We start from the raw sequence: 448 nt of genomic DNA, 5'->3' as shown, positions 1-448 counted from the left end.
CCTACATCAGCGTCGTCGGCAGGTTCCTGGTGCTTTCAGGACTTCTGTCCAATCCGTACCGGATCCAATGGTCCGGGTTGAATGCTACGACGACTTGGACGAGCGGGGTCAATCAGTCCGACTTCCAGGACTTTCCTGATGGCGGCATCGTCCGGGGTGTTGCCGGCGGCGAATATGGCGTGATCTTTCAGGACCAGGCCATCCGGCGCATGTCCTACGTGCCTGGTTCTCCGATCGTCTTCCAGATCGATCGTATCGCGCAGGACAAAGGACTTTATGCGCCATACTCGATCATTCGGGCAGGCGAGCGTATCTTCTTCTATTCGGGGCAGGGCTTCGCGAAAATCGATCCTGGCGGCTATCCGGAGCCGATCGGGCGCGAAAAGGTTGATCGTACGTTTCTTGCTGATATCGACAAGGCAAATTTGCAGCTATTCATCGGAGCATC

General features: G+C 56.2%; 1 pseudogene. It reads left to right on the top strand.

Going from position 1 to position 448, the window contains the following annotated elements:
• Positions 1-448, top strand: a pseudogene (locus CQ12_RS47050) (hypothetical protein); the annotation flags it as partial.

Origin of the sequence: Bradyrhizobium jicamae, from assembly GCF_001440395.1 — a bacterium.
GTDB lineage: Bacteria > Pseudomonadota > Alphaproteobacteria > Rhizobiales > Xanthobacteraceae > Bradyrhizobium > Bradyrhizobium jicamae.
This window is presented reverse-complemented; position numbering and strand designations above follow the sequence as displayed.